This window comes from Micromonospora sp. NPDC048843, from assembly GCF_040649965.1.
GTDB classification, from domain to species: domain Bacteria; phylum Actinomycetota; class Actinomycetes; order Mycobacteriales; family Micromonosporaceae; genus Micromonospora; species Micromonospora hortensis.
In genome coordinates this window covers 1-22,697 of the sequence record NZ_JBEZGJ010000124.1, presented here as the reverse complement: position 1 = coordinate 22,697, position 22,697 = coordinate 1, and the positions used below count along the sequence as shown (strand labels likewise).

Annotated in this window: 19 protein-coding genes; 7 read left to right on the top strand and 12 right to left on the bottom strand. The window is 71.9% G+C overall.

From position 1 onward, the window contains the following. Nucleotides 1-72 precede the first annotated feature (72 nt). A complete protein-coding gene (locus AB0C20_RS25245; protein ID WP_357568863.1) occupies nucleotides 73-495 on the bottom strand; it encodes a hypothetical protein in 423 nt (140 codons plus the stop codon). 346 nt (nucleotides 496-841) lie between these two features. On the opposite strand from AB0C20_RS25245, the gene AB0C20_RS25240 reads away from it, so the two are divergent. Then, nucleotides 842-1,930 (top strand): crosslink repair DNA glycosylase YcaQ family protein, encoded by a 1,089-nt coding sequence (locus AB0C20_RS25240; RefSeq protein ID WP_357568862.1) that lies wholly within the window; start codon nucleotides 842-844, stop codon nucleotides 1,928-1,930. Nucleotides 1,931-1,976: 46 nt separating this feature from the next. Here the strand turns inward: AB0C20_RS25240 and AB0C20_RS25235 are convergent, their stop codons facing one another. From AB0C20_RS25235 to AB0C20_RS25225, 3 genes are read right to left on the bottom strand one after another with little or no spacing between them, the layout of a single operon-like run. Then, the gene (locus AB0C20_RS25235; RefSeq protein ID WP_357568861.1) at nucleotides 1,977-2,966 is read right to left on the bottom strand and encodes a transporter; all 990 of its coding nucleotides are present in this window, start codon (nucleotides 2,964-2,966) and stop codon (nucleotides 1,977-1,979) included. Then, entirely contained in the window at nucleotides 2,963-3,853 is an 891-nt protein-coding gene (locus tag AB0C20_RS25230) for an ABC transporter ATP-binding protein (RefSeq protein ID WP_357182407.1), read from the bottom strand. Before AB0C20_RS25230 ends, AB0C20_RS25235 begins: the two co-directional genes overlap by 4 nt. Nucleotides 3,854-3,873: 20 nt before the next feature. After that, on the bottom strand, nucleotides 3,874-4,281 hold the full coding sequence (locus tag AB0C20_RS25225) for a GntR family transcriptional regulator (RefSeq protein ID WP_357182076.1): 408 nt from the start codon (nucleotides 4,279-4,281) through the stop codon (nucleotides 3,874-3,876). A 268-nt stretch (nucleotides 4,282-4,549) separates the two neighbouring features. Here AB0C20_RS25225 and AB0C20_RS25220 point away from each other — a divergent pair, with 268 nt between their 5' ends. Further along, nucleotides 4,550-5,818 carry an Nramp family divalent metal transporter gene (locus tag AB0C20_RS25220; protein WP_357182079.1) on the top strand — a complete coding sequence of 423 codons (1,269 nt, stop codon included), beginning with the start codon at nucleotides 4,550-4,552 and terminating at the stop codon, nucleotides 5,816-5,818. Nucleotides 5,819-5,924: 106 nt separating this feature from the next. On the opposite strand, the gene AB0C20_RS25215 is transcribed toward AB0C20_RS25220, so the two are convergent. The 7 genes from AB0C20_RS25215 to AB0C20_RS25185 all read right to left on the bottom strand — a co-directional run bounded on the left by AB0C20_RS25215 (nucleotide 5,925) and on the right by AB0C20_RS25185 (nucleotide 15,992). Then, nucleotides 5,925-6,197 (bottom strand): hypothetical protein, encoded by a 273-nt coding sequence (locus AB0C20_RS25215; protein ID WP_357182082.1) that lies wholly within the window; start codon nucleotides 6,195-6,197, stop codon nucleotides 5,925-5,927. Nucleotides 6,198-6,374: 177 nt separating this feature from the next. Continuing rightward, the gene (locus AB0C20_RS25210; protein WP_357568860.1) at nucleotides 6,375-8,678 is read right to left on the bottom strand and encodes a M64 family metallopeptidase; all 2,304 of its coding nucleotides are present in this window, start codon (nucleotides 8,676-8,678) and stop codon (nucleotides 6,375-6,377) included. Between the two features lie 160 nt (nucleotides 8,679-8,838). Continuing rightward, entirely contained in the window at nucleotides 8,839-11,673 is a 2,835-nt protein-coding gene (locus AB0C20_RS25205) for a hypothetical protein (protein WP_357568859.1), read from the bottom strand. Beyond that, nucleotides 11,670-12,782, bottom strand: coding sequence for an AAA family ATPase (locus AB0C20_RS25200; RefSeq protein ID WP_091401268.1), 1,113 nt, complete (start codon nucleotides 12,780-12,782; stop codon nucleotides 11,670-11,672). The genes AB0C20_RS25205 and AB0C20_RS25200 overlap by 4 nt, the downstream gene beginning before the upstream one ends. Before the next feature lie 14 nt (nucleotides 12,783-12,796). Beyond that, nucleotides 12,797-14,137 (bottom strand): VWA domain-containing protein, encoded by a 1,341-nt coding sequence (locus AB0C20_RS25195; RefSeq protein WP_357182090.1) that lies wholly within the window; start codon nucleotides 14,135-14,137, stop codon nucleotides 12,797-12,799. Next, nucleotides 14,134-15,525: a hypothetical protein gene (locus AB0C20_RS25190; RefSeq protein ID WP_357182093.1), complete on the bottom strand. Its 1,392-nt coding sequence runs from the start codon at nucleotides 15,523-15,525 to the stop codon at nucleotides 14,134-14,136. The genes AB0C20_RS25195 and AB0C20_RS25190 overlap by 4 nt, the downstream gene beginning before the upstream one ends. Continuing rightward, entirely contained in the window at nucleotides 15,525-15,992 is a 468-nt protein-coding gene (locus AB0C20_RS25185) for a hypothetical protein (protein ID WP_266305190.1), read from the bottom strand. Before AB0C20_RS25185 ends, AB0C20_RS25190 begins: the two co-directional genes overlap by 1 nt. A 342-nt stretch (nucleotides 15,993-16,334) precedes the next feature. On the opposite strand from AB0C20_RS25185, the gene AB0C20_RS25180 reads away from it, so the two are divergent. Continuing rightward, nucleotides 16,335-17,444, top strand: coding sequence for a ricin-type beta-trefoil lectin domain protein (locus tag AB0C20_RS25180; protein WP_357182095.1), 1,110 nt, complete (start codon nucleotides 16,335-16,337; stop codon nucleotides 17,442-17,444). Between the two features lie 64 nt (nucleotides 17,445-17,508). Here the strand turns inward: AB0C20_RS25180 and AB0C20_RS25175 are convergent, their stop codons facing one another. Beyond that, nucleotides 17,509-18,468, bottom strand: coding sequence for a hypothetical protein (locus tag AB0C20_RS25175; RefSeq protein WP_357182097.1), 960 nt, complete (start codon nucleotides 18,466-18,468; stop codon nucleotides 17,509-17,511). 151 nt (nucleotides 18,469-18,619) lie between these two features. On the opposite strand from AB0C20_RS25175, the gene AB0C20_RS25170 reads away from it, so the two are divergent. From AB0C20_RS25170 to AB0C20_RS25155, 4 genes are all read left to right on the top strand, one after another. Then, nucleotides 18,620-19,732, top strand: coding sequence for a hypothetical protein (locus tag AB0C20_RS25170; RefSeq protein WP_357182100.1), 1,113 nt, complete (start codon nucleotides 18,620-18,622; stop codon nucleotides 19,730-19,732). A 29-nt stretch (nucleotides 19,733-19,761) separates the two neighbouring features. Continuing rightward, nucleotides 19,762-20,811 (top strand): nitronate monooxygenase, encoded by a 1,050-nt coding sequence (locus AB0C20_RS25165; protein WP_357182103.1) that lies wholly within the window; start codon nucleotides 19,762-19,764, stop codon nucleotides 20,809-20,811. Nucleotides 20,812-20,878: 67 nt separating this feature from the next. Continuing rightward, the gene (locus AB0C20_RS25160) at nucleotides 20,879-21,976 is read left to right on the top strand and encodes an SRPBCC domain-containing protein (RefSeq protein ID WP_357182106.1); all 1,098 of its coding nucleotides are present in this window, start codon (nucleotides 20,879-20,881) and stop codon (nucleotides 21,974-21,976) included. 13 nt (nucleotides 21,977-21,989) lie between these two features. Then, nucleotides 21,990-22,697 (top strand): hypothetical protein (locus AB0C20_RS25155; RefSeq protein ID WP_357568858.1); only part of this gene is annotated, 708 nt, incomplete at its 3' end.

The following is a 22,697-nucleotide window of genomic DNA, read 5'->3' as shown; positions in this document are numbered from 1 at the left end:
CGCTGACCTGCACGGCCGCGTTGAGCCGGATCAACGTCTCGGTCTCGGTGGGGAAGCTCGGGTGTGCCTTCTTCAGCATCGGTGCGACCTTGTCGCCTCAAACCCGTTTCTGCAGGACCAGCCGAGCCCGACGAGGCTTAGACCCACGCTGACCCAGCCAACCGGTGTGAACGCCAGAGTCAGCCCCACGAGGGCACCCGCAACAGCGCAATCCACGGAAATCACCACGCCGGGAATGCCTCGCTGCCATTCAGCGTAATGATTCCGGTAGTCGAGATGCGCGACCTGGTTGCCGTTGATGTACCGGTCGATCCAACCATTGCACCGATAGTAATCGGTGGTCCACAAGAAACTGACTCCGTTTGTGCCAATGCAATAGGAGGTGTACTGCCCGGTCGGATCCGCACCGGCCGGTGCTGGTTGACTCGCGACCCCCCCGATCGCCACGGTCAGTGTGATCAGCATAGCCAGCATAGCTTGTTGGAATTTTCTCATCCCCGCGCTCCCTTGCGTCGGCTCTTGGATCATTCCGGCTAATGACGAATCTCACTGTACCGCCGTCCCGACGAATCCGTCATCACTGCCGAGGCCAATCGCCCGACCCAACTCCGGCATTACCGCTGGTCATGTGGGTAATGCAATTTTCTCAAATTTTGGCGTCCTGCGCGCTTCGCGACCCCAGAGCGTGTCGGGAATGCCTCTCTTGTCATGAAATTCTGCGGAGTTGCCGCTGCCCGGCGGGACTTCCGCGGCCAGGTCTCGGGGGCCCGGACCCGGCCCGGATGGCGATCCAACTCTCTGGGTCCGCTCGTTGTCGGTGGTCGCCGTTAGGCTCGCCGGCGTGGGTGTGCACCGACTCGATCGGGCCCAGGCGCGGCGGATCGCCATCCGGGCCCAGCTGCTGGCCGCTCCGCGTCCGACCGACCTGCTGACCGTGGTCCGCCAGCTGACCCTGGTGCAGATCGACCCGACCGCCGCCGTCGCCCCCAGCGCCGACCTCGTCTGCTGGAGCCGGCTCGGCTCGTCGTACCAGCCCACCCAGATGCGCGAGGCCCTCGAACAACACCGGACGCTCTTCGAGCACCAGGCGATGGTGCGACCGATGGACGACCTGGGGCTCTTCCTCGCGGCGATGGCGGCGTCGCCCGGTCACGAGCGCCACCGCGAGTGGCTGCGCGCCAACGACTCGTTCCGGCGGGACGTGCTCGACCTGCTCGGCCGTTCCGGTCCGCTGCTCTCCCGCGACATCCCGGACACGAGCGCCGTGCCGTGGCCGTCGTCGGGCTGGACAAACAACCGCAACGTCACCCAGATGCTGGAGTTCCTGGTCCTGGGCGGCGAGGCCGCGATCGCCGGGCGTCAGGGCCGACAGCGGCTCTGGGACGTGGCCGACCGGGTCTACCCAGCCGGCACACCCGTCGTCGAGCTGGAGCAGGCGCGCCGACTCCGTAACGAGCGACGGCTGCGGGCGCTGGGCATCGCTCGGGCGAAGGCGGTGGTCGTGCCCGGCGAGCCGGCCGAGGTCGGCGACGCCGGCGAGCCCGCGGTGATCGAGGGCGTCGCGGGGGAGTGGCGGGTGGACCAGGCCGCGCTCGGGCAGCCCTTCACCGGGCGTACGGCGCTGCTGTCGCCGTTCGACCGGCTGGTGCACGACCGGGTCCGCCTCGCGGACCTCTTCGAGTACGAGTACGTGCTGGAGATGTACAAGCCCAGGGCAAGTCGACGGTGGGGCTACTTCGCGTTGCCGATCCTGCACGGTGATCGGCTGGTCGGAAAGGTGGACGCCACGGCCGAGCGTCGGCGCGGCACGCTCACCGTGCACGCCGTTCACGAGGACGTGCCCTTCACCCCGGAGGTGACCCGGGCCGTGCACGAGGAGCTGCACGACCTTGCGTCCTGGCTCACGCTGACCGTCGAGCGCCCGCGCTGACGGATGCTCGCCGAGGCCCCCGCGCCCCGACGAGCACCCGTCCTGCCTAGGCGATGCGGCGAACCCGACGCACAGCCAGGTAGACCAACAGCAGGGCGAGGGCGACGAAGATGCCCGTCTCGATGCCCTGGAACAGCCAGAACCGATCCGCCGGCTGGTACAGCTCCCAGTTGTACGCGCCCGGCTTGAGGCCCAGTTCGGCGCCGCAGACACGGCCGTCCGGGCCCTTGCCACCCGGCGGGCACTGGATCCGGGTGTCCTCCGCCACCATCGCCCCGTCGGCGTTACGGATGCCCACGGAGAGGACCCAGTCGCCCCGGTTCCCCTCCGGTATCCCGCCCCCGTCGATCGGGAATGTCTGGGTGCGGGCCGGCTGGTAGTGCGGTCGGGCCAGGACGGCGATTGCCGCCCGAACGCCGATGAACCCGGCGAGGGTGATGCCCATGGCAGGCAGCATCCGTTTCCACACGGTGCCGGCGAAGATGCCGAGCGCCACGGCGAAGAGGGTGTAACCGATCGGGACGACACCCTGCAGGTCGAAGACGATCAGACCGAACCGGCCCTCGCGCGCGGTCTGGGTGAGCGGCTCGACCCACCAGGACATGCCCAGCCCGTAGCCGACCGCGAGGACCAGCACGCCCGCGCCGACCAGGCCGAACTTCACAAGGGCCCACCGGTTCCGGCCGACACCCTGGGTCCAGACGAACCGGTGCGTGCCCTGCTCGACCTCGCGGGCGACCAGCGGGGCTCCCCAGAACAGACCGACAAGCACCGGCAGGGTGATCAGGAGTACGGCCAGCAGGTTGAGGTTGCCGTACTGGTTGGTGAAGCGGTGGAAGCCCGCATCGCACGTCTCGCGGGTCGTCTGCGCCACATCGGCACGGGCGAGCTGGTTGACGCAGTCCGTCAGCCCAAGGTCGGCGAAGGTGTTCCGCATCGACAAACCGATCGGCACCAGCACGGCGGCCAGCACCGCGAACCCCAGCACGGTGTAGAGCGCCTGCTTGCGGTGTTGCCGCCAGGTCAACCAGATCATGCCGCTACCCCCCACTCGCTGTGATTGGTCTTCGTGGTGCCGTCGGCCAGATAGGCCAGCACGACGTCCTCCAGGCTGACCTCGCGGACCGTCCAGGCCGGATCGGTGACCGGCCCGTCGGTGCGGACCAGCAACGTGGACTGCCGATCGGTGTGGCTGGCCCGGACCACTGCGGCGACGCCCCCGATTGCGCCGCCGTCGTGGCGCGGCCCGACGAGTTGCCGGTGCTCGGCGACTAGGTCGTCGACCGCGCCGGTGAGCTGCACCTGGGAGGCGTTGAGCACGATCAGGTAGTCGCAGACCCGTTCCAGGTCGGCCAGCAGGTGCGAGGAGAGCAGGACTGTGGTGCCCGACTCCGCGACGCTGCCCATCAACGACTGGAGGAACTCCCGTCGAGCCAATGGGTCGAGGCTGGCGACCGGTTCGTCGAGCAGCAGCAGCCGCGGCTGCTTCGCCAGTGCCAGGGCAAGCGCCACCTGGGCCCGTTGACCGCCGGAGAGCTTGCCGACCGGCTTGTCCGGCGGGATGCCGAGCTGTGCCAGCCGCTGGCGGGCCAACGCCGCGTCCCACCGCTTGTTCAGCTTGCCGCCGGCGACGACCAACTCGGACGCCGTGAAGTCCCGGTACAGCGGGGTGTCCTGGGCGACGAAGCCGATGTCGGCCAGGCCCTCCGTGTCACCGTAGGGGGACCGGCCGAACACCCGGACCGCGCCCGCGTCGGGCTTGAGCAGCCCGACGGCCAGGTGCAACAGCGTGCTCTTGCCCGCGCCGTTCGGCCCGACCAACGCGGCGATCCGGCCGGCCGGCAGATGCAGCGAGCAGTCCCGTAACGCCCAGGTGCTGCCGTACCGCTTGCCGAGCCGGTCTGCTTCCAAGACCATGTCCATCCGTTGTCCTCTCGTTCCGCTCATGCGTTCTCCTTGTGCGGGGCGTCGTCGGCGAGGGTGGCGCGCAGCGTCGTCTCCACCAGGGCGATGACGTCCTCGGCCGTGAGGCCGGCAACTTGCGCCCGGTGCAGCCAGGCGACCAGGTCGTCGCGTAGCTCGGCCTGGTTGGGCAGCGACGCGCTGGCCAGGGTGCGCTGGACGAACGTGCCCACCCCGGGTCGGCCGCCGACCAGACCCTCGATCTCCAACTCCCGGTACGCCTTCAGCACCGTGTTCGGGTTGATCGCCAGGGATTGCGCGACGTCCCGGACCTTCGGCAACTGGTCGCCCGGTGTCAGCAGGCCAACTCGCAGCGCCTGTTTCACCTGCTGCACGAGCTGCATGTAGGTGTTCACCTTCGACCGGCTGTCCAGTACGAACTCGATCACTCCCGATGATCCTTCCTGTTGTCCTACGACAGTAGGACTAATAGACAGCTTCATCGGTGACCCACCCGCTGTCAAGCCCGCTGCGGCAGGTTCTGTCCGGGCACGGCGCGTCACGGCCGGCGCGCCGCGTGCTGTCCGGCTGGCGCAGCAGGTCCTGCCCGGCGCGGCGGGCGGATCCCGTTGGCACCGGCAGGCCACCGGTTGGCACCCAAGGGTCAGCCCGACGGGAAGGGACCGGCAGCGATCCGCGTGGACGGGGAGGTGTTCGATGGTCACCAACGAACTGACGACGTCGAGGGCGACTCCACTGCAGGCCGCTCGCGCCCGGGGCCGCGTACGCGGGCGGTTGATCCTGCTCGGCCCGGCGTTCGTCGCCGCCGTCGCCTACGTCGACCCCGGTAACTTCGCCACCAACTCCGCCGCCGGTGCCCGCTACGGCTACCTGCTGGTCTGGGTCGTGGTGGTGGCCAACCTGATGGCGATGCTGGTGCAGACGCTCACCGCGAAGCTGGGTCTGGCCACCGGGCGCAGCCTTCCCGAGCTGTGCCGGGAACGCCTACCCCGGCCGGTGAACCGGGTGATGTGGGTCCAGGCCGAGTTGGTCGCCATGGCCACCGACCTGGCCGAGGTGATCGGTGGCGCGGTCGCCCTGTACCTGCTCTTCGGCATCCCTCTGCTGCCCGGCGGGATCATCATCGGCACCGCCGCGTTCGCCGTGCTCGCCCTGCGCTCACGCGGGTACCGCGCCTTCGAGGTCGCCATCGCCGTCCTGCTCGGGGTGATCGTGCTGGCCTTCGCCGCCAACCTGCTCGCCTCCGGCTCCGATCCCGGCTCGGCCATGGCCGGCATGGTGCCGCGCCTACAGGGCACTGACAGCGTGCTGTTGGCCGCCGGCATCCTCGGCGCGACAGTCATGCCGCACGTCATCTACGTGCACTCCGCGCTCACCCGCGACCGCATTCCCGCCGCCGACGACACCGAGCGTCGGATCCTGTTCCGCGGCCAGCGCACCGACGTGCTGCTCGCCCTGAGCGCGGCCGGCGCGGTCAACCTCGCCATGCTGCTGATCGCCGCGGCCAGCTTCCGGGGCGGCGGTCCGGGCGGTGCGGACAGCCTGGAAGGGGTGCACGCCGGGCTCGGCCAGACCATCGGGACCGCCGCCGCGTTCGGCTTCGCCGTCGCCCTGCTGGTCTCGGGGCTCGCCTCCACGAGCGTCGGGACCTACGCCGGAGAGGTGATCATGCAGGGTTTCCTGCGTCGGCGGGTACCGCTGCTGCTGCGTCGGCTGGTCACCCTGCTGCCCGCCCTGGCAGTGCTCGCCATCGGCCTCGACCCGACCCGGGCGCTCGTGCTGTCGCAGGTCATCCTCAGCTTCGGCATCCCGTTCGCGCTGATCCCGGTGGTCGCCTTCACCCGCCGACGTGACCTGATGGGCAACCTGGTCAACCATCCGCTCACCACCGCCGCCGCGTCAGTGGTGGCAGTGCTGGTGGTCGCGCTCAACGCGTTCCTCCTCTGGCAGGTCGTCGCCGGCTGAGCCGGCCGGTCGGCGTCGCCGGCTGAGCCGGCCGGTCGGCGTTGCCGGTTGAGCCGGCCGGTCGGCGTCGCCGGTTGAGCCGGCTGGGCCAGCGGGGCGGGTGTGATCAGGTGCGACGTCCCTCGTCGCGGGCCGGGATCTCCTGGCGCTGTTCGAGGGCGTCCGCCGGGTTGGCGTCGGCAGGCAGCGACGTCACCTCCTCGAGCGTGCCCGCCGGGAAGGCGCCCTGCTCGGCCAGGTCGGCCTCGGACGCCTCCGGGTCCACGTCACCCGACACCCGGTCCGGCGGCCCGACGTCGAACGCGTCCTGTCGTTGTTCCAGGGCATCCGCCTCCGGCGGAGGGAACGTGTTGCCCTGTTCATCCCGGTATGTGCTCATCGGAGCCTCCCACCCGGCGGGTGTCGACATGCCGCCGGGCCGCTGCCTACCCGCCACCGCCGCAGTCAGGCCGCCACGCCGGGTCAAGATCTGGGCAGTTTCCGGGAAGGTGCTGCCTCCGCAGCGGTGGAGGCAGCACCTTCCCGGTAGTCGCGCGGATCTAGAGAGGGTCTGGCGTCACGCCCGGCGGCAGTGGCCCGCTGCCGGATTCCGTACCGTGGTGGGCGTCCCCAGGTCGACCGGCATCGGGCCGCCCGAGCAGGCCAACATGCCCACCTGGCCGCCGGCGAGGATGGGCGCCGACGCCGTACCGGTTATCGTCAGCCGCCCGGCCATCCGCGCCCCCACGATCGTGACGTGGTCGGTGGTGCCGGTCAGCGCCACCGCGCCGCGTACCTCGGTGTTCAGCACCTCGACGGCGGTGGCGCGGGACGCCGTCAGGTTTCCGGCGATCGAGGAGCCCTGGGCGACCAGGGCGGCGCCCGGCGAGACGGTGACCGGGCCGGTCACGGTGGCCGCGCGCAGACAGGTGACACCGGCGGTGACGGCCAGCGGGCCGGCGTATTGGCCAGTGACCACCGTGGTGCAGGCCGGTGGTGGCGGGATCAGCGTGGCCACGAACGCGCGGGCCGGCCCGATGTTGCCGACGGCGTCGATACCCCGGTACTCGACGCGGTGCCGGCCGTACCCGGGAGACCGCTCGGCGAACGGGGACACGGAGAGGCCGCCCGAGCCGAGGTTGCCGTAGACCAGGCCGTCCACGTCGGTGCCGGTGGCGGAGAACAGGAACGGCGATCGGGCGTCGGTGGGCCAACCGTAGTAGTTGTGCCACCCGTCGCCGTCGAGCCGGAACTCCGAGGTGACCTGGCCGGCGCCGTCGTCGGTGCCGGTCAACCCCATGGTGAACGGGCCGTTGTACACGTACTCGGTGGGTCGGCCGGGCCGGGTGACGGCGAGCAGCGGCTCGGAGAGGGCGTACGCCACCTCCGGCCGCGTCGCGTCGACCGTCCAGGTGCGGGTCACCGCCCTCCCGGTGCCCGGATCGGTGACCCGGGCGGTCAGCCGGTGGGTACCCCGCGACAGGCGCAGGGTGCTCAGGTCCACGTCCCGGTCGGTGCCGGTGTCGGCCACCGGCCGGGCGTCGAGCGTCCAGCGCACGCGTGGCACCCGATCGGTGGGCTGGTTGGTCTCCACGTACACCACGTCCTGCGCGCCGACCGGCCGGTCGGTAGCGGTGGAGGCGGTGATCGCCAGCGGCGACGCCACCGCCGGGGTACGCAGCGCGGTGTCCACGGTCCAGGTGCGGGTCCGGGTCAGCGCCGGTGAGCTGCGGATCGCCGGGTCGCGGACGAACTCCGTCGGGTCGGTCACCGTGGCGGTCACCGTGTGCCGGCCGGGGGAGAGCCGTAGTTTCCGCAGGTCCAGGTGGCGGGCGTTGCCGGTGCGCGGCACCGCAGTGCCGTCCACCGACCACGTCACTGTCAGCGCGTGGCTCACCGGGTGCACGGTGTCCACCCAGAGCAGTCGGTCCGCGCCAACCGCTTGATCGGTGGCCGTGCCGCCCTGCACGATGCCGACCCGGGCGGCGATCCGTTCGGTCATCCGCTCCCGTCCGACCTGGTCGAAGTAGAAGCCCAGTGACTTCATCATCGAGTGCCGGCTCGGTCGCCACACGCCACGCTGGAGGTACAGGCCGCCCTCGTAGCGGCCGATCGTCCCGCCCGACTCGCTCGGCTCACCCAGCCAGCGCCACCACTTGGCCCGGGTGTCGCGCATCTGCTCCTCGGTCAGCACTGTGTGGTGCACCGAGTCCGGTTCGGACCCGCTGTAGGTGTCGCCCGGCACCCCACGGCCGTAGTAGTCGTACTCGTCCTGCAAGCCACCGAGCGAGTGCCCCAGCTCGTGCGGGCTGATCAGCGCGGAGAGCGCGTTGCCGCCGGAGGCGGTGGCGTTGCTGCCGCCGGCCCCGCCGTAGGTGCCGCTGTTGGCCAGCGCGATCAACTGCCGGTTGCCGGGGTTGGTGCCGACGGCCAGGTCGGCGTACTCGTTCGCGGCGGTGCCGTCGACGGTGAGCAGGCGTTGCACGCTCGCCGGGTTGCAACCACCCCAGAAGCCCATGCCCAGCGCTGTGTCGCGTCGCGGCGCGGACAGGCCGGGGTCGCAGTCCACCCCGGACTCCGCCGAGACGATCTCCACCGCGTAGACGTTGAAGTAGCTGCGGTAGGACTTGAACGGCTCGATCGTCCACAGGGTGTTGAGGTGCCGGTCCACGTGTGCTCGGAAGGTGGGCAGGTCGGCCTCGGTGTAACCGTCGCCCAGCAGCACCAGGTTGAACCGCGTCGTCGGGGCACCGGTGACCTGGATCGGCACCACTGTGGCGCTGGCCACCGGCCCGGCGGCCGGTGTGGCGGCGGCCGGCGTGGCGACCGCCAGTCCCGCCGCGACGAGCGCCGCGACACACAACCCCGCTCTGATCCGCACTCTGCGCCCCTTCCATCGCCGGTCGGCCTGTCGGCGCCGGGTGCCGGACCCGGCGGTGGCGCCGTCGTCCGGGCCTGCCGTGACAGTGGACATCTCGGACCGTACCGGTCTGCGCACCAACAGGTAACCCTCGGCGGTCTTCGATCGACGTCGGGGCCGGTCACACCCCAAGGAGTGCGGCCACCGCCGCGGCGGTGTCGGGGTGCCCGTTCAGCAGGGCTGACATCGCGGATCGGTCAGTGGGCGGATCGGGCAACTGTTGCCACCCGCCCGGGCAGCCGAGCAGCGCGGCGACAGCGTCGACCGGCTCCGGATGGGCGGCGAGCAGCGTACCGACCGATCGCTGCGGCGCGGCGACGGTGAGCGTCCGGTCGGGTGACGAGGGTGCCACCCACGGCGGCACCCAGGAATCCAACTCGGGCAGCGCGGTCGGGAAGGTGCGCCCCGCCTCGCGGACCAGCAGCGGGACCAGCTCCGGCCCCTGATCCCGCAGGGTCGAGATCAGGGTGGGCAGCCAGGGCAGCAGGACCGGGTCGGGCAGCCGGGCGAAGGCGTTCGACATCGTCTCGACGACGAACGGCGCCAGCCCGGGCACCGGCTCCAGCGCGTGCACGAAGCCGGCCAGATACTGCGGGAAGGCGGGCAGCACCAGCGGATTGGCCAGCAGTTCGGCGCACCGGGCCCGCAGTTCGGCCAGCGGCAGCAGCCCGAGCTGGTGCTGACCCGCCCAGAGTAGGGCGACTTTCGGCGGCGCCGTCGGGTGCGCCTGTGCCACCGCCAGCTCCAACTGCGACCGGTCGCAACCCAGCGACAGGGCGAGGCCTTCCATGGAGAACAGGAAGCCGAGCATCGCGGCGACCTGCCGTACCTCCGTCTCCTCGGCGGCGATGGCGGTCGGCAGCAGGGTGCAGTAGTGGGCGTATCCGGTGGTCACGAACGCCTCGCACCAGGCGGGCAGGGTCGGCGAGGTGGCCCGGTAGTGGGCCAGCAGGCGACGGACGCGGCGAAGGACGTCCGGGGCGTCGTCGACGGTGCGCTCGGCGGCGAGCAGGTCGACCGCCCGGGCGCCCAACTCGTCGACCAGCCGTGGGCTGTCGAGCAGCCGGATGGCGTCCTCGACGGCGGTGAGCGCACCGGCGGCGGTGGCGGCGGGGCCGCGTACCGCCCGGCGCAGCCGCTGCTCCAGGACCTGCTCGACGGTCACCCCCTCGTAGCCCAGCTCGATCAGCGCGCGCTGGTTGCGGCCGAGTGCCAGGTCCCAGCTCTCCTGGATCGAGCGGTGCCCGAGCCGACGCTCACCCATGATCGGACGGACCGCGTCCGGGGGCAGCAGGTGCCGAAGGATCCACAGAAGGTCCGAGCAGCGGGCCAGCTCCGGCTGGCCGGCCAGATCCAGCAGCGCCCGCTGGACGGTTCGCTTCTCCAGGGCCAGGCCGAGCGGCTGAAGCCGGTCGAGCACGTCGCGGGCCAACGGCGGAAGGGCGTCGTAGCCGACCTGACCGAGCCGGTCGCCGCCCAGCAGGATCTCGCAGAGCCGCCGGACGTCGCGCCGGCCCGGCACCACGTCCTTCTCGATGCAGGTGACAGCCGCGTCGGCGAAGTCGTAGGGGGTGGGTCGGGCCCGGTTGCGCAGCCCGGCCAGCAGAACCGAGGTCTCGAAGACGGCGATCGCGTCGGCGGTGCTGGCCAGGTACCCGTTACGCCGGGCCAACCGGACGATGTCGACGCACCAGCCGCGCAGCTCCGCCTCGTCCAGGCCGTTCAGGTCGGGCGGCGCGGCGAGGAAGCCGGTGAGCCGGTCGCTGACCGGCCCGGCGGCCTGAGAAGGTGCCGCTGGGGCCTGGCCCTGCCGCCTCCGGGTGGTCGAGGTGCGCTGGCCGTCGAGCCGGTACGGGGACAGCCCGTGCCTGCTCACCGCCTTCGTCCAGGTCGCTGCCGCGATCGACACAGAGCCGGGCGCCAGGCCGAACTGCGTTTCGATAGCGGAATGGCTGGACGGGATGAGCCCGTACCGCCAGCGGGTACCGGTGCGCGGGGTGATCTCGAAATCGTCGGCCGTGGCGCCCAACCCGAACTGCTCGACCCGGCTGGCGGCATGGAACGCGCCACAGACATAGAGGCAGTCGGTCGGATCGACACCGGAGGTGGCCAGGTGCTGACGCATCCGCGTCCACATGTACCGCTCGCGGTCCTCGTCACGGTCCAGCCGGTCGGAGCCGGCCGGGCGTAGCCGCCGGAACAGGCTGCCGATCAGCACCATCACCTGCCGGTAGGTGTCGTGGTCGGCGTCAGCCAGCGGGCGTTCGATGTACTGGTCCCACCACTCCGACCAGTGCCGCACCTTGCCGTGGTGCAGCAGGTACGCCTCCAACTCCGCGAACCGGGGTCGCAGGTCACCGATCTCCACCCCGACGGCGTCGCCGTGCAGCGCGGACTCCTCGCCCGTGACCGCAGCCGTCGCCACGTCCCCGCCTTCGGCAGCCGGGCCCGCGTCGGAGGCCGGCTGGGCCCTCGGTGACCACTGGAAGACGTGGTCGGTGGAGCGGTCCACCAGGACCAGCTCCACGCCCGGGGTCTCCAGCGCGTACGCGATGGCCTGGTATTCCGCCGACGCCTCGGTTACCGGCGCGACGACGCTGAGCGGCCCCCAGTCGGCGGGGAAGCCGGACAGCTCCGAGGCGAACGCCTGCACCGCTACCGGGAGGCGGCAGTTGCGCAGCTCCCCGAGCAGGGGCTGGAGGTCCTCGCACAACTCGAGGTAGATCACCCGGGGTTGCTTGACCCGCAGCCGGCGCACCATGGCGAGCGCGGAGGCCGGCGAGTGGTGGCAGACCGGGAATATCTCCAGCCGCTCGCCGAGTGCGCGGTCGACGTCCTCGACCATCCCGGAGAGGATCGCGCCGAGCGCGTCGGGGCTGCCCGCGAACGCGGCGGCCGCGTCGGTGAGCTGCTCGCGCAGCGCGCCGAAGGCACCGGCGACGGTGGGTGCGGTCACGACAGGGACGCGATCGCCTGGCGACCGCCGTCGAGGAAGCCCGCCCATCCGTCGTCGTCCTTGCGTGCCCGCGGCTCGACCACACCGTGCAGGTACTTGTTGAGGATCGCCAGGTCCTCCGGGCTGCGGCGGGCCAGCGAGCCGACCAGCGACCCGGCGAGGGTCGCGGCGCGCAGTGTGCGGTCGCCGAAGAATTGGCTGTGCAGGATGGCGTCCTCCAGAACACCGATCTGCTCAGCGGTGGACAGCGCCGATTCCAGCTTCTCGTCGTCACTGGTCGCCGAGGCGGCGCCGGCTCGCAGGTCGGCGAAGCTCTGCAACAGGATGTCCAGCAGGGTGGGCGGCACATCCAGCTCGATACGGTGCCGGCGCAGCAGCTCCTCGGTGCGGAAACGGACGATCTCGGCCTCGCTGCGCTTGTTTGTCACCACCGGTATGCGGACGAAGTTGAACCGTCGCTTGAGCGCCGAGGAGAGGTCGTTGACGCCCCGGTCGCGGCTGTTCGCCGTCGCGATGATCGAGAAGCCGGGCTGGGCGAAGACGATGTTGTCCTGGTCCAGTTCGGGGATGGCGACGTACTTCTCGGACAGGATCGAGATCAGCGCGTCCTGGACGTCGCTGGTGGAGCGGGTCAGCTCCTCGAAGCGGCCGACCACGCCGCGCTCCATCGCCGTCATGATCGGTGACGGGATCATCGACTCCCGGGACTGCCCCTTGGCGATCACCATGGACACGTTCCACGAGTACTTGATGTGGTCCTCGGTAGTGCCGGCGGTGCCCTGCACGACCAGGGTCGAGTTGCGGCAGATCGCGGCGGCCAGCAGCTCGGCCAGCCAACTCTTGCCGGTGCCGGGGTCGCCGATCAGCAGCAGCCCACGATCCGAGGCAAGGGTGACGATGGCGCGTTCGACGAAACTGCGGTCGCCGAACCACTTCTGCGGGATCTCCCGGGACAGGCCGTCGGCCCGTTCCGAGCCGAGGACGAACAGCCGGACCATGCGCGGGCTCAGGCGCCACGAGAACGGCTTCGGGCCGGTGTCGACCGACTCGAGGAAATCCAGCTCGTCGGCGTACGTGACCTCGGCGGGGGCGCGCAGCATCTCGGACATGAGGGATGGGTCTCCTAGGTGAGGAAGTTCTTCAGCTCGACGACGAGCTTGCGGATGTGGCCGGAGATGACCGGGGTGCCCTGGTCTTTGAGGCGCTGCCGAAACCAGGGGTTGACGCTCTGTTGCCCGGAACTGCTGACCGAGCCGACCGGGATGACCCGTGCACCGGAGCGGTGGACGGCCTGCAGACCGTCGAAGACCGCCTGGTTGTTTGCCTCGTAGAAGTCGGAGATCCACACCAGCACCGTGTTCTTCGGCTCGGCGATCTTCGGCCGTGCCAGCGCCAGCGCTGCCGTGCCGTCGGTGCCGCCCCCCAACCGGGTACGCAGCAACACCTCGAACGGGTCGTGCACCCACGGGGTGAGATCCAGTGCCCGGGTGTCGTAGGCCACCAGATGCACGTCCACCTTCGGCAGCCCGGCGAAGATCGACGCGAGGATCGTGCAGTTGACCATCGAGTCGACCATGGAGCCGGACTGGTCGACCACGACGATGAGCCGAGCCGGGGTGGTGCGCCGGGCGGTGTGTCGGTAGTAGAGCCGATCGACGTAGAGTCGCTCGTCCTCCGGGCTCCAGTTGGTCAGGTTCTGCCAGATGGTGCGGTCGAGGTCCAGGTTGCGGAACACCCGCTTGGGTGGCACCGAGCGGTCCAGGGCCCCCACACTGGTCTGCTGCACCTGCGTCCGGAGCGCTTCGGCGACCTCGTCGACGAAGCGCCGGATCAGCGACTTGGCGTTGGCCAGGGCCACTCCGGAGAGGTTGGCCTTGTCGCGTAGCAGTTGCTCGATCAGTGACATGCTCGGGGTCAGCCTGCTGGCCAGCGCCGGGTTCGCCAACACCTCCCGCAGGTGCATCCGCCGGACCAGGTCGCCCTCCAGCCCTCCCAGGGTGGCAGCCAGTTCGCCGCCCTGGCGGCGTAGGTCGCCGGGCTCGCACCCGAGGGCCTGCTCGAACCAGCCGGCGTCGGACTGCCAACGGGCCAGTTGGGTGGCGCTGACCGGACCAGAGCCGGTGGCGAAGACGTTGAGCAGCACCTTCGACACCAGCGCGGCCCGGCGTACCTCGGCCGCACCGGGACGGTAGGCCGGCCCGTCGTCGTCCGGCTGGGCGCCGTCGGGGGTGAGCAGCCCGCGTAGCTCGGCGGTGAGCGCCGGGAAGCGTTGCACGATGGTGTCCACCGAGACCGCCGGGTCCAGCAGTGCGGCCGGCAGATCGAGGTCGTCGACCACGGCCATGCTCGCCGACTCCAGGCTGGGTTGCTCGTCTCTGTCGAACAGGCGGGACAGCAATCGCCAGTAGAGAACCTGGCGGCGATTGGCGTCAGCGAGCCCGCTGGTGGGGATGGGCGCGTTCATCGGCGCAGCAACCGTCCCGCGCGCTCGCGCAACACGGCCACGGCGTCGCCCGTCCGGGCCTCCTCCTTGGCGATCTTCGGATCCGTGACGCCGCACGCCCAGTCGCCGTTGTGCGCCTGCACGACCCGCCGCTTCACAGTGGTGGACACGGCCAACGGCTGGAGCTGCCACTGACAGTCGTCCCAGCGCAGCAGGCCCAGCATGGCCGACGCGGCGCCGAGCAGGTCGGCGTTGAGCGGACCGGCGGCCGGCAACCGGTCGACGGCCAGCGAAATCCGTTCGCCGTCCACCTCGACGGCGAGCCCGCCGTCGTCGTCGCGCACCGGGGCGCCCTCGATGAGGACCGGCTCGGCGATGCTCGCCGGGTGCCGGTCCAGCGGAGCGGTCGCTGCCGTACTCGCCGCGGGCAACACCACCCGGGCGGTGGCGAACGGGTCGGCAGGCTCGTCGAGCCGGACCCGATCGTCTGCCCAGCCCAGGTCGCCGCCGTGCAGCGGCAGGTCGGTAACTGTCAGCGCCCGCCGCTCGGCCAACGCGGTGAGTAGCGTCGGGTGCCCCGACAGCAGTCGCCAGACCGCCGGACCGATGATGGTGTCCACCTTCGCGGCGGCGACCGCGGCGCGCACCAACCGCGTCGGCCCGCCGCCTGCCGGTTCCAGGATGGCGTGCAACTGGACCTGCACTGCCGTGTCGTGGGTGTGCACGTCCACGCCGAGCGGCAGCAGCCGCCCGGACACCAGTGGCGCTTCCTCGGGCGGCGGCACGCCCTCGGTGAGCAGCACGCCGCGGGCCCAGAGATCGGCCCACCGGCGGGCCGGCACCTCGGTCATGGTGGCGATCGGCACGCAGGCCCGCAGCTCCGCGGCGAAACCGTCGAGCAGCACCGCGATGCGGCGAAGCTCCGGAACGGCCAGTGTCGCCTCGATCACTGTGGCGGCGGCGGAGAGTAGCTCGTCGTCGACGCCGTGCCAGCCGGTGACCGCCACCTCGTGCCACCACGCCCGCGCCCCGGCCAGGGCGGACGGCGTCTCGGCGGGCCGGACGCCCGGCGCCGTCCATGGTGACCGGGCCCGGCCCAGCGCGGTGTCGAGCTGCCCGAGCAGGGCGTCGTGCGCCGCGCCGAACAACGCCGAACGCGCCCCGGCGAGCGCGGCGATGTGCTCCGGGGTGACCGACCCGGCGATGACCGCGTCGACCGCGGCGGCCACCGGGTCGGCGAGCGGGGTGCCGGCCAGCGCGCTGGCGAACGCGGCAAGCGCCGTCGCGCCGCGCTCGCCGACCCGGCCGAAGCCGCCCGCGAGCGCGTCGTCGAAGCCGGCGACCACCTCGAGCGTGTCGACCAACCCGGCCGGAACCTCGCGCAGCTGTGCGACCTGGACGCCGCGCATCAGCGGCCCGCCCCGGTGGCTGGGAACCAGTGCAGCTCGGGCAGCGTGGCCGTACTGCCCGGCAGCTCCAGATAGGACAGGTGGCGCAGGAAGCGACTGAACACCACCGCCGCCGAGGCTGGCTCGGGTTGGCCGTTCAGCCGGGCCAGCAGGTCGGTGCCGCCGGACACCCCGTCGCCGACGTCGACCCGGAGGTAACGGGCGACCCGGTCGACACCGTATTGGAGCAGAGCCTCATCGGTGAGCGCCTGCAGGTGCTTGCACGGGGCGCCGCGCAGACCGCCGCAGGGCCGGTTGTTGTTGGTGCTGCACTGGTACGCGTGGGTGCCGGCGGCGACCGACGAGACGTAGACCCGCTCGACGTCCGACCCGCTGGAGACAACGCCCTGCAACCGTCCGTCGGCAAGCTCGACGAAGGGCACCTTGGTCAGCTTGCGAGGCCGTGCGGGTGGCACCACCGCCAGCACGCTGCGCCGTCGCCATCCGGCGCTGTCGGCGTCCGTCACGTCACGCCCTCCCACCATCGAATCCCCAGGGTGATGCGCATGTCGGCCCCTCCCGGCGCCGCTGCGACGACACGATCATGGACCACGGGTACGACAGGTTCGGCGGCGGTGCCCGACGCAGCGCGGACCCGTGGACCGCTCGGCGCAGCCAGCTCGGCGTTCGGCTCGCGCCAGTGCCGGGGTCGACCCAGCCAGGCCAATGCATCGCTCATCATCTATGGACTTGTCCGGGCGTGGTCGTCGTTTTCGGCGGACGGCGTACCACCGACGGTCCCGGGCTACCTTCGAGGAGAGGGATCAACAATGCGATGGAACGCACGACGGGCCGCCGCCGGGGCCTTCGGGCTCGTCCTCGGCGCCGCGCTGGCACTAACCCAGGTCGCACCCGCTCAGGCCGAGTCGAACGGTGGCGTACGCGTGATGCCACTCGGTGACTCGATCACCGACGGGTTCAACGTGCCCGGCGGGTACCGGATCAACCTGTGGCAGCGGCTGGCTGGCGGCGGCTACACGGTCGACTTCGTCGGTTCCGGGTTCAACGGGCCGGCCAGCCTCGGTGACCACGACCACGAGGGCCACTCCGGTTGGCGCATCGACCAGCTCGACGCCAACATCGTCACCTGGTTGCGGGCCACCGATCCGCGTACCGTGCTGCTGCACATCGGCACCAACGACGTGAACCAGAACTACAACCTCGCCACCGCTCCGGCCCGGCTCTCCGGTCTCATCGACAAGATCAGGTCGACGGCTCCGGAGGCGGACGTCTTCGTCGCCACCATCACTCCGGAGTCCGACCCGAACCTGGAGGCGCGGGTGCAGGCGTACAACGCGGCGATCCCCGGAATCGTGGCGCAGAAGGGCAGCCGGGTGCACCTCGTCGACATGCACGCCGCGCTCACCACCGCCGACCTCGCCGACGGCGTCCACCCCAACGGCGGCGGGTACGACAAGATGGCGGCCCGCTGGTACGCCGCGCTGCAGTCGGTGCCCGGCAGCCTGGTCCCGACGGGCGGGCCGCCGGTGGGCGCCGCCGTCGGCCTGGTCAACAGCGCCTCCGGACGTTGCCTGGACGTGAACGGCGCCAGCACCACCGCCGGCGCCGCCACGATCATCTGGGACTGTCACGGGGGAACCAACCAGCGTTGGACCCGTACGACCGCCGGGGAGCTTCGGGTCTACGGCGACCGGTGCCTGGACGTGAACGGCGGAGCGAGCGCCGACGGCACGAGGGTGCAGATCTGGACCTGCAACGGCACCGCCGCGCAGCGCTTCACGTTCCGCACCGACGGCTCGATCGTGCTCACCTCGGCCGGCAAGTGCGTCAACGTGACCTCCGCCGGCACTGCCAACGGCACTACCACGCAGCTCTGGCCCTGCAACGGCACCGGCGCACAGCGCTGGTCCGTCCGCTGACTGACCGCCCGGGCCGGTTCACGTCGTACCCCGACGGGGCCGGCCCCGGGCGGACCGTGACAGGTCAGTCGGCCGTCGCCTCGGGGGCGGTGTGCCGGCGGGTTCCGGCGGCCAGCCCCAGCGCCAGCAGCACGCACACCGCGCCGACCAGGAAGAGCAGCGACGCGGCCGGCTGGCCCAGCCACTCCCAGTACGGGTGCCAGGCCGGGTGTGGCTCGCCGAGGTGATGGTGCAGCAGTTGCGGTGCGGCCAGCGGCACCGGCAGCCACCACAGCACCGTTGCCACACCGATCAGGCCGTTCACAGTGCCGCGGCTGCGGCGTCCCTCGGTGCGTCGGCTGACCCAGCCGAAGACCAGCCAACCGGCCACCGCGCCCAGCACAGTGCCGAGCACTCCGGCGGGGACCACAAGGGACGGCGGCGCGCGGTGCAGCTCGACCGAGAGGTAACTGGCGTCGACTGCCGTCTGCGAGGAGATCGAGGCGTTCAGGATGGTGTCGCCACGTCGGGCGGTCAGCGCGGTGTCGGCGACCGCCCGCGGGGTGGCGCACATCTTGTCCGCGCAGCTCACGCGATCGGACACCTGTGGGTCGTACACCCGCCAGCCGGAGCCGGTCAGGCGCTCCCGGGCCACCGTGACGATCTGTTCGGCGGGCACCGGTGGCGCGCCGAGGGCGCCCGCGCCGGTGGCGCTCTCCTGATACTCGCCGCCGTCACCGAACACCAGGGTCTTGACGGTCCCCAGGCGCAGCGCGTGCCCGTAGACGACGAAGAGCGCCGGTGGGGTGTCGATCTCGCCGAGGTCGTGGCCGGGAAAGGTCTCGGTGAGGATGGCGGCGGCCTCGGCGCGGTCGGGTTGCGGTCGGGACGTCTCCCAGGCGGCCCGGCTGGCCAGCGCGCCGGCGAAGAGGCCGCAGACGACCGCGGCGAGCGGCACCCACGCGACGGCGGCGCGACCGGCCGGGCGGCCGAGGCGGCGCAGCAGCCGCCGTCCGAACCGGGTGGCCGGCGCGGTGTCGCTCACGGACATGTCCACCCCCCGGGTTGAAGATCAGGCGGAGCGACAGTACATCGACCAGGGGTTTCGGCGCGTCCCCCCGATGGCCGTCGACCGTGGCCGGGATCGGCCAGGATGGGCGGGTGGCCGGTCACGGCCGCGACGAGGAGGGTGGGCGATGCGGGTACGTGGACGGTTGACCTGGGGGCGGCGCGCTCGTGCGGGGGCGGTGGTGACCGCGATGCTCGCGGGCACGCTAACGCCGGCCGTGGTGCTGGTGCCGGGCGCTGCCACGGCGGGCGCGGCAGCGGGGACGGCGGTCTGCCAGGTGCGCGACGACCGGCTGCGCGAGATCTCCGGGATGGTCGCCACCGACGACGGGTACGTGGTGATCAACGACGGGGCCGACGACGAGGCCCGCCGCCGGATCTTCTTCCTCGACCAGCGCTGCGCGGTGGTGCGCACCGTCTCCTTCCCGTCCCGGCCCCGCGACACCGAGGACCTGGCCATCGGCCCGGACGGCACCGTCTGGGTCGCCGACATCGGCGACAACGACCGCTCCCGGCCGACGGTCGGCGTGTGGCGGCTCGCGCCGGGGGCGAAGCAGCCGGTGCTGCACCGGATGACCTACCCGGACCGTCCGCACGACGCCGAGGCGCTGCTGCTCGACGCGTCCGGTCGGCCGCTGATCGTCACCAAGGGCGGCAGTGGCACTGTCTTCCTGTACGCGCCGGCCACCGCGTTGCGGCCGGACGCGTCGACGCCTCTGACCGCGCTCGGCCAGGTGACAGTGCCGTCGACCACGACCAGTAACCCGTTCTCGTTCCTGGGGCGCGGCGTGATCACCGGCGCGGCGAGCGCGCCCGACGGACGGCGGGTGGTGCTGCGCAGCTACGCCGACGCCTTCGAGTACGACGTGCCCGACGGCGACGTGGTCCGCGCGTTGACCACCGGCACCCCGCGGATCACCCCGTTGCCGGACGAGCCGCAGGGCGAGTCGATCACCTACAGCCGTGACGGCCGCTCGTTGCTCACCGTCTCCGAGTCCGCCGGTCAACCAGCGGGCACCCGCTCGACGATCCTGCGCTACCCGGCCACTGCCACCACTCTCACCGCGGCGCCCTCCACGGAGTCCGTCGACCCGGTGTCGCCCACTGCGGTCCGTCCGGCCGCCGGAGAGGTCGGCGGAGGGGGCGGGCGGACCTGGCCGCTGGCCCTCGGCGCGGGAACACTGCTGGTCCTGCTCGGGGTGGCCGGCGTGCTGTGGTGGAGGCACACCGCGCGCCGGTGAGCGGGCCGGCCCTGCGGCAGGATGGGGGGATGTCCGTCCTGTCCACGTTGCGCCACCCGATCGTCGCCGCCCCGATGGCTGGTGGCCCGTCCACGCCCGCGCTGGTGGCCGCAGTGTCCGCGGCGGGTGGGCTGGGCTTCCTCGCCGCCGGGATGATCGACACCGATCGGCTGGTCGCCGACGTCGCCGACGTCCGCGCGCGTACCGATCGGCCGTTCGGTGTGAACCTCTTCCTGCCCGACCCCGGCGGCGTCGACGAGGCCGCCGTCCGGGCGTACGCGGAACGGCTCGCCCCGCAGGCCGCGCGACGCGGCGTGAGCCTGGGCGAGCCGGTGGGCGGCGACGACTCGTACCCGGAGAAGCTGACCGCGTTGCTCGCGGACCCGGTCCCGGTGGTGTCCTTCGTGTTCGGGCTGCCCGACCGGGCGGCGGTGACCGCCCTGCGCGAACGGGGCACCGAGGTGTGGGCCACAGTCACCCGACCGGAGGCCGCGACCGCCGCCGCCGACCTGGGTGTGGACGCGGTGGTGGTGCAGGGCACCGAGGCCGGTGGGCATCGCGGCGGCCTGCCGGACGACGACGACTACGGGTTGCTGCCGCTGCTCCGGCTGACCGCCGCCCGCTGTGACCGGCCGTTGGTGGCCGCGGGTGGCCTCGTCGACGGCCCCTCGGTGGCCGCCGTGCTGGCTGCCGGCGCCGCCGCCGCGCAACTCGGCACTGCCTTCCTGCGCTGCCCGGAGGCGGGCAGTTCGCCGATGCACCGGGCGGCGGTGGCCAGTGCCGCGCCGACCGCGTTGACCCGGGCATTCACCGGTAAGCGGGCCCGTGGCGTGGCCAACGACTTCCTGCGCCAGCATGACGCGGCGGCACCGAGCGGCTACCCCCAGGTGCTGCACCTGACCCGTCCCCTGCTCGCCGCCGCCCGGCGCGACGCGGACGCGTCGGTGGCCAACCTGTGGGCCGGGCAGGCGCACCCGCTGGCCCGGGACGTACCGGCGGCGCAGGTCATCGCCGAGGTGAGCGCCGACGCTCGGGCCGCGCTGGCCACAGTGGTCGAGCGGTCCAGTCGCTGGGGCTGACCAGGACGCCGACAACCGGCTCGGGCGGGCGGGGCAGGTTAGGCGGGCAACCCGTTAGAGTCTCGCCGTGATCGAGATCGGTGCGCAGGTTGACCTGTCCCACCCGGCTGAGCGGGTCTGGCGCGCTCTGACCGATCGGGAGTTGCTCGGCCGGTGGTTCGCCGAGGCCGAGGTGGTCGAGGGCGTACCGGACCGGATGCTGCTGCACACCGCCGACCTGCCCGGCTTCGAGGCCAACGTCGAGGTCGAGGTGACCGAGCGGCAGGAGCCGGACCTGCTCGTGCTCGCCTGCGACGAGGCCGGCCGGCTCAGCGAGCTGACCTGCACGGTCACAACCACGAAGCAGGGCTGTCGGCTGGAGCTACGGGAGGTCAGCACGCACGGCGCGTGGTCCGCCGAGCAGCACGAGCCGCGCGAGCAACAGCTCCGGCAGGCGCTGACGGTACGGCTGCCCGCCATCCTCGACTGGCTCGCCTTCCAGCAGGTCGACCTGCGCCAGGCCGATGGTGGGATGACCAGGGAACTGCCGCTGATCGGCGTACGCGGCAGGACCGGCCGCAACCCTCGTCGGCGTCGTACGCTCGTCGCCGTTGTCGTCGGGGCCGCGATGGTGGCGGGGACGGCGGCATGGGTGACGTTGCCGTCCGACCCGAAGCCGGCCGCCGCGCCCGCACCGACCGCGACCGCGTCGCCTACCGTGACGGCCGGCCCAGTGACAGTCGCCCCCACGGCGAGCCCCTCGACGCGCCCCTCCCGGACCACCGCGTCGGCGACCACCTCGCCGAGTCGGACCCCGTCGGCGAAGCCCTCACGGACAGCCGCGTCGGCCGCGCCACCTCCACCTCCACCACCGGCGCCCGTCACCGCCCGATACGAGACCGACTCCGACCGGCTGTTCGGCTACACCGGCGAGATCGTGGTCCGCAACCCCGGCGGCGCCCCGGTGTCGGACTGGGCCGTGGTGGTCACCCTCGCCGAAGGCACCACGGTCGACGACGTCGACGGCGCGAACTGGCGACAGGACGGACGGGTGATCACCTTCACCGGAGCCGCCGTGGCGGCCGGGGGATCGCAGACGATCAGCTTCGACGTCCGCGACAGCCGGCCGAACGCCCGGGAGCCGGAGAGCTGCACGATCGGCGGGCAACAGTGCGCGGGCCTCTGACTAGGCTGCCGTCATGGCACTGCTGCACAGGGCGACCCTGCACCCCACGAAGTTGGACCTGCTAACGGCCTGGCTGCCCGGCCGACAGTGGTTCGCCGGACCTGCTGGCGTCGAGGTGGTGAGCCGGGGCGCCTACCGCTTCGACGACCCGGCCGGCGAGGTCGGCATCGAGACGATGTTGGTCGGCGTCGCCGACGGGCCGGTCCACCATGTTCCGCTCACCTACCGCGCCGCGCCCCTCGACGGTGCGGACGGCTGGTTGGTCGGCACCACCGAGCACTCGGTGCTCGGCCGCCGCTGGGTGTACGACGGCTGCGTCGACCCGGTGTACGCGGCCGCGCTCGCCCACGCGATCCTCACCGGCAGCGGCCAGGCGGAGCAGTACTTCGAGGTCGACGGCCGGCGTGAGGTGCGTGAGCCGACGGTGACCGTCGTCGTCGACGGCCCCGCCGAAGCCCAGGTGCCGGCCGTCGGCGCGGTGCGGCGGGTGGTCGACGAGGACCGCACGCTCATCGACACCGACACCGTCGAGCTGGTCGTCGTGCGCCGGCCGGGGACCGGGGTCGACGGGCCGGCGGGGGGCATGCTGAGCGGTAGGTGGGACGGTCAGTCCACGACCGTGCCGCCTGCGGTTTCCGCTGCTCCCCTCGACCGATCCCGAGCTGCGCGCCGAGTTGCGGCGCGAGCAGGAGTACGCAGTGCTGCTCGGCGGGCACCTTCC

Bases quoted from the DNA above. Each gene is read 5' to 3' on its own strand.
- AB0C20_RS25200 (WP_091401268.1), bottom strand. From the start codon at position 12,782: ATGTCCGAGATGCTGCGCGCCCCCGCCGAGGTCACGTACGCCGACGAG.
- AB0C20_RS25220 (WP_357182079.1), top strand. From the start codon at position 4,550: ATGGTCACCAACGAACTGACGACGTCGAGGGCGACTCCACTGCAGGCC.
- AB0C20_RS25190 (WP_357182093.1), bottom strand. From the start codon at position 15,525: ATGCGCGGCGTCCAGGTCGCACAGCTGCGCGAGGTTCCGGCCGGGTTG.
- AB0C20_RS25215 (WP_357182082.1), bottom strand. From the start codon at position 6,197: ATGAGCACATACCGGGATGAACAGGGCAACACGTTCCCTCCGCCGGAG.
- AB0C20_RS25235 (WP_357568861.1), bottom strand. From the start codon at position 2,966: ATGATCTGGTTGACCTGGCGGCAACACCGCAAGCAGGCGCTCTACACC.
- AB0C20_RS25170 (WP_357182100.1), top strand. From the start codon at position 18,620: ATGCGGGTACGTGGACGGTTGACCTGGGGGCGGCGCGCTCGTGCGGGG.
- AB0C20_RS25165 (WP_357182103.1), top strand. From the start codon at position 19,762: ATGTCCGTCCTGTCCACGTTGCGCCACCCGATCGTCGCCGCCCCGATG.
- AB0C20_RS25195 (WP_357182090.1), bottom strand. From the start codon at position 14,137: ATGAACGCGCCCATCCCCACCAGCGGGCTCGCTGACGCCAATCGCCGC.
- AB0C20_RS25230 (WP_357182407.1), bottom strand. From the start codon at position 3,853: ATGGACATGGTCTTGGAAGCAGACCGGCTCGGCAAGCGGTACGGCAGC.
- AB0C20_RS25245 (WP_357568863.1), bottom strand. From the start codon at position 495: ATGAGAAAATTCCAACAAGCTATGCTGGCTATGCTGATCACACTGACC.
- AB0C20_RS25180 (WP_357182095.1), top strand. From the start codon at position 16,335: ATGCGATGGAACGCACGACGGGCCGCCGCCGGGGCCTTCGGGCTCGTC.